This is a genomic window from Psychroserpens sp., from assembly GCF_045105015.1.
GTDB lineage: Bacteria > Bacteroidota > Bacteroidia > Flavobacteriales > Flavobacteriaceae > Psychroserpens.
Map to the genome: position 1 here is coordinate 32,425 of NZ_JBGCCX010000112.1, position 10,103 is coordinate 42,527.

Consider the following 10,103-nt stretch of genomic DNA (forward strand, 5'->3'; position numbering starts at 1 on the left):
TCAGCACAACCTAACAGTGTAACTATTTCATATGACTAATCGTAAAGATAAAGATTAATCAACATTATTGAAAAACGTTTTAACATTTTGAAAACTATTAATCTATAATGGCTTCATAAATAGCTTCTTGAATATTGGTACGAATATTTTCTCTTAACAATAAGTTTTTTCCGGCTTTAGGATAAGTTCTATTAGCTAAGAAGATATATACAATTTCTTCTTCAGGATCTGCCCAAGCATAGGTACCTGTAAAACCTGAATGCCCAAAACTCGTCATAGATAAACAGCCACAAGTTGGCCCTTCTTCACCTAGTTGAGGTTTATCAAAACCTATACCTCGTCTATTATCGCTTTCACAATAATAACATGTATTAAACTTGTCTAGCGTTTCTGTATTAAAATAACGTTTTCCACCATAGTATCCTCTTTGTAAATACAATTGCATGAGCTTAGCTACATCATTGGCATTACTAAAAACACCTGCATGACCACCAACGCCATTTTGCATGGCTGCTCCCATATCATGTACATATCCTTGAATTTTCTGATAGCGATAATAATCATCAATCTCTGTTGGTATAATATTCAAATTACTGAACTTAGCAGATGGATTATAGGTTGTATAATTTGCACCAATAGATTGATAAAAGTGATCTTGAACTAATTCGTCTAAAGATTTATCATAATACTTTTCGATGTATCTTTTTAGAATATAATAAGGCATGTCACTGTAGCGATAACGCAACCTAGACAACAAATCACTTTCCTTTATGATTTTTTGAATTGAGTCTGGATAATCTTTTCTTAAATATAAATCTTCTGCAACTTTTATACTAAACTTAGAACTAGGCTTTTTTCTATAATACTTGGGATCTGGTTTTTTAGTGACTGAATCTAAAGTTGCAACATAAAATGGAATCCACGGCTTAAGCCTAGCATAATGCGACAACATTTCTTTTATTGTTACATCTTTTTTATTGGATGAATTATATTCAGGAAGCATCTTAGAAAGCTTGGTATTTAATGAGACTATCCTTTTTTCTTCAAGTTCCATGACTAAAGGTAATGTCGCTAAAATCTTAGTTAGTGAAGCGACATCATAGACATCATCAAACTTAACAGCTTGTTTTTTACTGTAAGTATGATATCCAAAATTTTTATTGTAAATCACTTTTCCTTTTCTAGCTATTAGCAATTGAATTCCTGGAGTCATTTTATTATCAACAGCATATTGTGCAATAGAATCTACACGCTTTAAAAGTTCTGAACTCATACCTACACGTTCAGGCAAGCCGTAACTTAAAGCGTTAAGTGCATTATAAGTAAAACCATCATTTACCTTAAAATACTCTCCTGTTGACACAGGCAATTTCGCTTTTACAGGAACAGCTCCAAAAATAGCTTGAGCTGATTTTTGCTGAGCAATTTTACTGTTTTGATAACTCATCACAATACCTTCAATATTTTCAACTGTTTTTAGGTCGATGAGTGCATAAGGTCGAGCAAATACATCTAAAATCACGGTATTGGTTCTAGCAATTTCATAGAGCCATACCAATTCTTTATCGGTGAATTTATAAGGTTTCCATGGATGATCATTTTCACGATGTAAACCAATTATAACTGTATTATAATTTTGAAGTTTAGTAATCATCTCATCAAGCTTATCAGCTTTAATTTGATGTACTTTAGTATATTTTTTTAATTCGTTGTAAAAGGTTGAACCATCGTCATCACCTAATTGTACGTAAGCGATTTTTTTTGTTTGAAGATTCCTTATTGGTAATAATTCAGATTTATTTCTAACAACTGTTATGGCATTTTCTAAAAGTTCTTCATAAAGAACGTCATCTTTGGTTCGATTTAAATCACTGTATAATGTGGCAGTACCTATCGGACTATAATTTTGTAATCCAACCTTATGTTTTGCCATTAATATTTTTTTAACTGAATGTGCTAAACGCGCTTCGGAAATCTCTTTATTGTTATAAGCTTCTATAATCTTATCAATCGCTTTTGGCACATCTTCAGAAATCAGAAGCACATCATTTCCAGCTTGAAACGCAGCCAAATCTATTTCGCCAGGAACACTATAATTTGAAACACCTTTCATTTCCAATGCATCAGTAAAAATTAACCCTTTAAAACTCAAAGAATCTTTTAAAATATCAGTCACTATATGTTTTGATAATGACGATGGAAATCCATTTCGAGGTTCTAAACTCGGTACATTCAAATGTGCAACCATGACACTTGACAAGCCTTTATTTATTAACTTTCGATAAGGATACAACTCAACAGAATCAATTCGCTTTTCATCAAAATTGATTGTTGGCAAGGTTTTATGAGAATCGCTTTCGGTATCACCATGACCTGGGAAATGTTTAGCATTTGCAAGAACTCCAGCATCTTGCATACCTTTCATAAATGCGAGTGCTTTTTCTGTGACGTTGTCACGATCTTCACCAAAAGAACGATTACCAATAATAGGATTTTTCGGGTTGGTATTAATATCAACTACAGGCGCAAAATTAAAATGCACTCCAATACGCTTACAATGTTCACCAATATGATATCCAGTTCGTTCTATTAAAGCGTTATCACGAATCGCTCCAAGTGTCATATTCCAAGGGAAAGCATAAGTTGAATCAAGTCGCATACTCAAACCCCATTCTGCATCCATTCCTATTAACAATGGTGTTTTTGAGATGGCTTGGTATAAGTTATTAAGTTTTGCTTGACGAACCGGTCCTCCTGTAGAAAAGATCAAACCACCTATGTGATGTTTGTTAATGAGTTTAGCTATTTGATTTTCATGAGCTTTTGTTTGGTTTGAAAACGCTCTAACCATAAATAGTTGCCCAACCTTTTCTTTTAAAGACATTTTGTTATAAAGGCTATCTACCCATTGCTTTTGGGCTAGAATATCTTTTGAAGCCAATGGATGATCAACATCTTGAGTTGCTGCAGTATTTGAAAAAATGATTAAGGTGATGAGGGACAGTATATATCGCATAAATCTATTTACATGTTAAGTCTAATAAACATAACTAAAAACTATGCCAAAATAGTATTTTTAAGAAGAAGAATAAAGACTTTAAGATAGATTTATAAAGAAGGTTGTAAACAAAACTGAAGCAATACTATTCAACCAAATCAATATGTCGATCATGAAAACCGAGTAAATAAAGCACACCATCTAAACCAACACTTGAAATAGAACTTTGAGCATTATCTTTTACTGTTGGTTTTGCATGGAAAGCAATACCTAATCCAGCTAAATTGAGCATAGGCAAATCATTTGCGCCATCACCAACAGCAATAGTTTGACTGATATCTATATTTTCTATTTTGGCAATTTCTTTGAGATATTCTGCTTTTTTATTACCATCTACAATATCTCCAATATAGCCACCAGTTAACTTACCATCTTTAATCTCTAATTGATTTGCGTAGACATAATCAATTCCTAATTCCTTTTTTAAATGCTCACCAAAATAAGTAAAACCACCAGACAAAATCGCTGTTTTAAATCCATAACTTTTTAAAGTATCTATCAGCCGCTTTGCTCCTTTTGTAATCGGTAAGTTAGTAGCAATATCATGAAGTACCTCTTCACTTAAACCCTTTAAGAGTTTCATTCGCTTTTGAAAACTTTCTTGAAAGTCAATCTCACCTTGCATCGCAGCTTCTGTGATCGCTTTGACTTCATCTCCAACTCCGGCACATTCAGCTAATTTATCTATAACTTCAGCTTGAATGAGTGTCGAATCCATATCAAAACATACAAGGCGACGATTTCTTCTGTAAATATTATCTTCCTGAAAAGCAATATCAACATCTAGATCCCTTGAAATTTCCATAAATTTTTCAGTAAAATCTGCTTTACAATCAATTTTACCTCTTATCGATAACTGGATAGAGGCACGAGGGTATTCTTCGGTTTTAACAAGTGAAGTTCGACCTGTTAAACGCTTAATAGCATCAATATTCAAGTTCTTTTCTGAAATAACCTGAGTTACTCGAGCTATTTGTTCTGCGGATAATTTTTCTCCTAATATAGTAATGATGTAACGATCTTTCCCTTGAAGGTTTACCCATTTCTCATAGTCTTCAAGTGTAATAGGTGTAAATTTAGCCGACACTCCAAGTTCGTATGATTTAAATAGTAAATCTTTCAATACGGAAGCAGAATTATGTCCAGATTCAATTTCAAACATAAATCCTAAAGACAAGGTGTCGTGTATATTTGCTTGTCCAATATCTAAGACTTTAGCTCCATATTGGGATAACACATTTGTAAGACTTGAAGTTAATCCTGGTTTGTCTTGTCCAGAAATATTCATCAAAAAAATATCGTTAGTCATATTAAATTGATGCTAGATTTATTTTAGGAATCTACTATGCCAGCTTTCACTTGCAGGCACTTCCCAGTTTTCATTAAACTCTGCAATGTTATTGACCATATTGTTAAATACAATTGTGTTTCTTGATACAGCCTTATCCTTAGCCATCTTTTTAAAATCTAATAATGGCTTATAAGCAATAAATTCACCTTGTTTGTAAGACACATTCATCTTATCCATTAAATCAACATTGTATTCTTTTTCTATTTGCTGAATAAAATGTACGGATGCATCAATACTGCAACCTGTTGCTTGGTTTAAACTTTGATTCAATCCAATTATAATAAAACGTTTGTACTTTATGGTATATCCTGATTGAAGATCACTTCCATGAGCAGTCCAGTTTTCAATAAATGTATCTAATTTAGTTTTTAATTCAGAAAGTTCTTGCTCTGAAAACGACCTATTTGCTTGATAAATCCAAACTCTAGACTCTTCTGGTAATGTATTGAAATCAACTAACATATATTGTAGTTATTTTTTATGTTTTTTAAAATTTCTATAAGTAAGAAAACCGTACATGATTGTAGCAAATACGTAGTAAAAACCTAATCGTTGCCAAGAAAACCCTCTTCCCAAAATATAATCAATAAGTAATACTATTAGGCAAAAAACAACTCCACCTACTAAGGCAGCAATCACTACTTTTTTCTTATCAACCTCAGCCATTATATTAATTTTAAAATCTTAATCTTTATCTTTTATATACTTATACCTAAAACTTAAAGCCATCATAAAACCAAAGCAAATAACATAGAATAAAAATTTATAAAAAGAAAAAACCTCATTATTGAAATAATCAAATCCAGCCATAATTAAAGCAAAAAATAAGCCACTTAAAACACCTATGGTTAATTGGGATTTTGGGGACAATTTTTCTCTTTTCATTACAATTTACAAACCTTCAGAATTTGCTATTATTTCAGCAACATCCATAACTTTAACTTCATTTTCCTTTTCATGAGCTTTAATTCCATCTGTCATCATGGTATTACAATAAGGACATCCTGTGGCTATAATATTCGGATTTGTTTCTAGGGCATCTTTGGTTCTCATAACATTGATATCCATATCGCCTTTTTCAGGTTCTTTAAACATTTGAGCTCCTCCTGCTCCACAACATAAAGCAGTACTTTTATGACGCTTCATTTCGATAATATTTGCATTCGTTTTTTTAAGAACATCTCTTGGAGAATCGTAAACACTGTTTGCTCTACCTAAATAACATGGATCATGAAAAGTAATTCGCTTTCCTTTAAAGGTATTTCCTTCAATATTTAAACGTCCTGCACTTATTAATTCTTCTATATATTGTGTGTGGTGAATTACGTCATAATTACCTCCTAAACTCGGATATTCATTTTTTATACAATTAAATGAATGCGGATCACATGTTACGATACGTTTTATTTCATAAGCATTAAGAACTTCAATATTCATAACTGCTTGCATTTGAAATAAAAACTCGTTACCAGCACGTTTTGCAATATCACCAGTGTTACTTTCTTCTGTTCCTAAAACAGCGAAATCAACATTAGCTTTGTTTAATATTTTCACAAACGCCTTAGTTATTTTTTTGGCTCTATCATCATAGCTTCCAGCTGAACCAACCCAAAACAAAATTTCTGGTTGTCTACCTTCTGCCATCAGTTCTGCCATAGTTGGCACTCTGAGTAGTTCGCTCATATTTTATTCATCTTTAATTGCTGCAAAATCTTTCTTTGCTATTCTAATATAAATGGCTAATTTCTTTTTACCATTTTCTAATCTATTTTTCGGATTTTGACTTTCAGCATAAGTTCGTTGTAAAGCTTCTTTTCCTATAGCTTTCTTTTGAATTTCATTACAATAATCACATAATACTTTTGAGAGTTCAATACTCTTAATTTTATTATTTACAAATTCAATCACAGTATACGATTTAATTTGAAGTGAATCTTTTTTATATGATTGAGCACTTAAAATCATGAAATTCATACAAAAAACACAACTTAAAATAAGTTTATATTTATGATTAAATAGTTTCATTATTACTCATCTTTCCAATTTAAACGATCCATCTGATTGTAAGGCCAAGGCGCTCCATTGTTTTCTATATTAGTCATCATATTATTGAGTTCCATTGGAGCTGCACTTTGTTCCATAACTAAATATTGACGCATTTGCATAATTATATTTAGTGGATCAATACTTACAGGACAAGCTTCTACACATGCATTACAAGTTGTACAAGCCCAAAGTTCTTCGTTAGTAATATAATCACCTAATAGCTGTTTACCATCATCTATAAATTCGCCATTATTTGCATCAATATTTTTTCCAACCTCCTCTAAACGATCACGAGTATCCATCATGATTTTACGAGGTGATAACTTTTTCCCTGTTTGATTTGCTGGACATTCACTTGTACACCTACCGCATTCAGTACAAGTGTAGGCATTCAATAAATTTACCCAACTTAAATCTTGTACATCACTCGCTCCAAATTTTGCTGGCATTGCAGCTTCAGCTCCTTCTGGAGGTGCTGCAAAAGGATCAATATTTGGATCCATCATCATTTTCACTTCTTTAGTAACAGCTTCTAGATTTGGAAACTCTCCTTTTGGCGTAAGTTTTCCATAATAAGTGTTTGGAAATGCTAATAATATATGTAAGTGCTTTGAAAAATACAGATAATTCAAAAATATTAGAATCCCAACAATATGTAACCACCAAGCTGAACGCTCGACTAGATGTAATGTACTCTCTGGGAGTCCGTTGAACCATGGTGCAATAAATTGACTTATCAGATTACCAGAATTCATCTCTTGAAAGCTTGTATCAGTTGCATTCATTGTTAGAAATAAACACATAAGAACAACTTCAAAATATAAAATAATATTACCATCATTTTTTGGCCATCCTTTCATTTCAGCACTCAGAAAGCGTTTCAAATTAATTACATTTCTTCGCAACCAAAATAGGATTACAGCTACAAGAACGAGGATAGCTAAAACTTCAAAAGCACCAATTAAAAACCCATAAATTGCTTCTGGAAGCACTTTAAGGCCAATACGATGTGTACCAAAGATTCCGTCAATAATAATTTCAAGAACTTCAATATTAATAATTACAAAACCAACATAAACAACAATATGTAAGAATCCAGCAATAGGCCTTTTGACCATTTTGCTTTGTCCTAGAGCAATCATGCTCATGTTTTTCCAGCGTTGTGGTTTATTATCAGAAACATCAATATCTTTTCCGAGTTTAATATTTCTAATTAGCTTTTTTACATTTCTAGCAAAATAACCAATACCAGCGATTAGGATAATGGCAAATATTATATTAGGTAAATATTCCATATTGCAGTCTAATTATTTTGTTCTTCTTGAGTTGGTGGTTTATATGGTATTTCTTTTTTTGACAAAATTCGTCTGTAACGTGCTGGATGTAATTTAATATCTCTAATCAATTCTTCCATTTCTTTAGACGCAGCCTCCAAATTATCGTATAAACCTTCTTCTTTCAATAATTTACCAATACTTCCTTCACCATTATTGATACTAGCTAAAATTCCATCAAAATTATTAATGGTAGACCTTAAATCTTTCATTGTTTGACTTAAATTAGCATTCGCTAATGAATCTGACAATTTTGAAAAGTTCTCGGACGTTTTTTTTATACTCGACATTGTAGCAGTTAAACTTTCTTGATTACTGTCTACTAGCCTATTTATTGACATAGATGTCTTTTTAAAGGACTTAATTGTAGCATTCAATTCTGCAATTCCTTCTTTTATATTCTTTTTAGTTTCAGTATCTAGAATTTCGTTCACATTTACCAATAACGAATCAGCCTCATCCATTGCTAATTCAATTTTTTCTTGTAAAGGTGTCAATCTTTGATTAACTAATTCAGTTAAACCAGCTTTTACTGTTGTTTCAAGATACATACCAGAGGCCGCATTTTCTGCATTATCAAACGCAGGTATTATCGCTACTGCTTTACCTCCAATTAAACCAAGATCATACAATTCTGCCTTGCTGTTTTTAGAAAATTGAAAATCATTATTGATTAATAGTGTTACTAATAATTGTCCTGAGCCATCATCTTTAAAAGCGATATTTTTCACCTTTCCAACGTTCATCCCATTTATAGTCACAGGTGTAGAAGACGCAAGTCCTTCAACATTATCATATACGGCATAGTAAGTGCGTGAAGAATCTAACAGATTTTCTCCTTTGAGATAATTGAATAAGAAAATGAATAGTAGAATGCCAGAAACGACTAATACTGCTGTTTTTACTTCTCTTGAGATTTTCAATGCGTCTAAAATTTGATTATAACAAAATTAGCAATAAATATAATAAGAATGTTTTTAATTTTTGCTTGTTTTTAGCGCTTCTGAAAGTTTAATTTGTTCGCCATCCTTAAATGCAACAACAAAACTAGATGTATATCCTTTTTCTTTTGCAATAGTTTCTAGGCGTCTAATTTCATTAAGATCTGAAGTATTTCCATAATAGTATTTATAAAGCTTACCAACTTTTACTTTTGATATGTCTGATAGCCCTTTAAAATTATAAGATTTCGCTTTTAAATTTCTGGAACTTGCAGCAATTTGAACTTTAAAAACGATATCATCGTATGTAAGAACTTCATCATTTACCAAATCTTCATTGATTGGAGTAGAATCATCAAAAACATGACCACTAACATTTTGCTGAACACTATTCTTGTACTCTAAAATAGCGTCCTTAATTGCGGTAGCAAGTTCTTTTTGACCTTTACCTGAATTCAAATATTTCCCTTCGTGGTTATTAGTTATAAAACCAGTTTCAACGAGAACACTTGGCATAACAGTTTGATGCAGTACAATAAATCCTGCTTGTTTCACACCTCTATTTTTACGTTTAAGTTTATGGGTAAATTGCTTTTGAATATTAGAAGCTAATTGAATGCTCTGATCTAAATACTCTTCTTGCATTAAGGTCAAACCGATATAAGACTCTGGCGAGTTAGGATCAAATCCTGCATACGTTTTTTGATAGTCCTCTTCATAAGAAATCACTTCATTTTCTGCTTTTGCTACATTAAAGTTTGTTTCATTCCTGTGTAATCCTAATACATACGTTTCAGATCCGTAAGCTTGAGTATTGTGAGCGTTACAATGTATAGATACAAATAAATCTGCCTTTGCTTTATTTGCAATTTTACCTCTTTGAAACAACCCTATGAAAACATCAGTTTTTCTTGTGTAGACTACTTTAATATCTGGGTTTTTCTCAAGTTCTTTACCAATTGCTAATACTATTTTTAAAGCTATGTCTTTTTCTTTGTATCCTTTTTTTGAGGGTTTTCCAGGGTCTTTTCCACCATGTCCTGCATCAAGCACTACCACAAACTTATCCTTAGCATTTACATTACTATTTGCAGATGTTAAAAAACATGTAAATATTAAGACTATCGATACGAATATATGTTGTAAGTTCGTTTTCATACTTTTACTAACGGTTATTACTTTTGGTTTATTTTAAAAATGCCAGTTTACACTTGTTATAATTGACTTATTAGGCTTTTTATAATTTGATTAAATTATAAACTAATCATAAAAAATATATGTAATTTTGGCAATTCAAAAACCGAGCCATACTTTAGCAAAAATACATTTAAAAGCATTGCATACAAAAAGCTTTCATATACTTTTTACCTTAA

10 protein-coding genes are annotated in these 10,103 nt (G+C 31.8%); all 10 read right to left on the reverse strand.

Annotated elements, in window-relative coordinates; translation table 11 throughout:
- Window positions 1-97 precede the first annotated feature (97 nt).
- Window positions 98-3,016 carry a glycoside hydrolase family 3 N-terminal domain-containing protein gene (locus AB8B90_RS08310; protein ID WP_405335578.1) on the reverse strand — a complete coding sequence of 973 codons (2,919 nt, stop codon included), beginning with the start codon at window positions 3,014-3,016 and terminating at the stop codon, window positions 98-100.
- Between the two features lie 127 nt (window positions 3,017-3,143).
- The gene (gene serB, locus AB8B90_RS08315) at window positions 3,144-4,367 is read right to left on the reverse strand and encodes a phosphoserine phosphatase SerB (RefSeq protein WP_405335580.1); all 1,224 of its coding nucleotides are present in this window, start codon (window positions 4,365-4,367) and stop codon (window positions 3,144-3,146) included.
- Between the two features lie 18 nt (window positions 4,368-4,385).
- A complete protein-coding gene (locus AB8B90_RS08320; protein WP_405335582.1) occupies window positions 4,386-4,871 on the reverse strand; it encodes an ABC transporter ATPase in 486 nt (161 codons plus the stop codon).
- 9 nt (window positions 4,872-4,880) lie between these two features.
- Window positions 4,881-5,075: a hypothetical protein gene (locus AB8B90_RS08325; RefSeq protein WP_405335584.1), complete on the reverse strand. Its 195-nt coding sequence runs from the start codon at window positions 5,073-5,075 to the stop codon at window positions 4,881-4,883.
- Between the two features lie 18 nt (window positions 5,076-5,093).
- Window positions 5,094-5,294 carry a hypothetical protein gene (locus AB8B90_RS08330; protein WP_405335585.1) on the reverse strand — a complete coding sequence of 67 codons (201 nt, stop codon included), beginning with the start codon at window positions 5,292-5,294 and terminating at the stop codon, window positions 5,094-5,096.
- Window positions 5,295-5,300: 6 nt separating this feature from the next.
- Complete coding sequence (locus AB8B90_RS08335; RefSeq protein WP_405335587.1) at window positions 5,301-6,092, reverse strand: (Fe-S)-binding protein; 792 nt, start codon at window positions 6,090-6,092, stop codon at window positions 5,301-5,303.
- Window positions 6,093-6,095: 3 nt separating this feature from the next.
- The gene (locus AB8B90_RS08340) at window positions 6,096-6,434 is read right to left on the reverse strand and encodes a hypothetical protein (protein WP_405335589.1); all 339 of its coding nucleotides are present in this window, start codon (window positions 6,432-6,434) and stop codon (window positions 6,096-6,098) included.
- 2 nt (window positions 6,435-6,436) lie between these two features.
- Entirely contained in the window at window positions 6,437-7,750 is a 1,314-nt protein-coding gene (locus AB8B90_RS08345; protein WP_405335591.1) for a 4Fe-4S dicluster domain-containing protein, read from the reverse strand.
- An 8-nt stretch (window positions 7,751-7,758) separates the two neighbouring features.
- Entirely contained in the window at window positions 7,759-8,712 is a 954-nt protein-coding gene (locus AB8B90_RS08350) for an MlaD family protein (RefSeq protein ID WP_405335593.1), read from the reverse strand.
- Window positions 8,713-8,766: 54 nt separating this feature from the next.
- Entirely contained in the window at window positions 8,767-9,888 is a 1,122-nt protein-coding gene (locus AB8B90_RS08355; RefSeq protein ID WP_405335595.1) for an N-acetylmuramoyl-L-alanine amidase, read from the reverse strand.
- Window positions 9,889-10,103 lie beyond the last annotated feature (215 nt).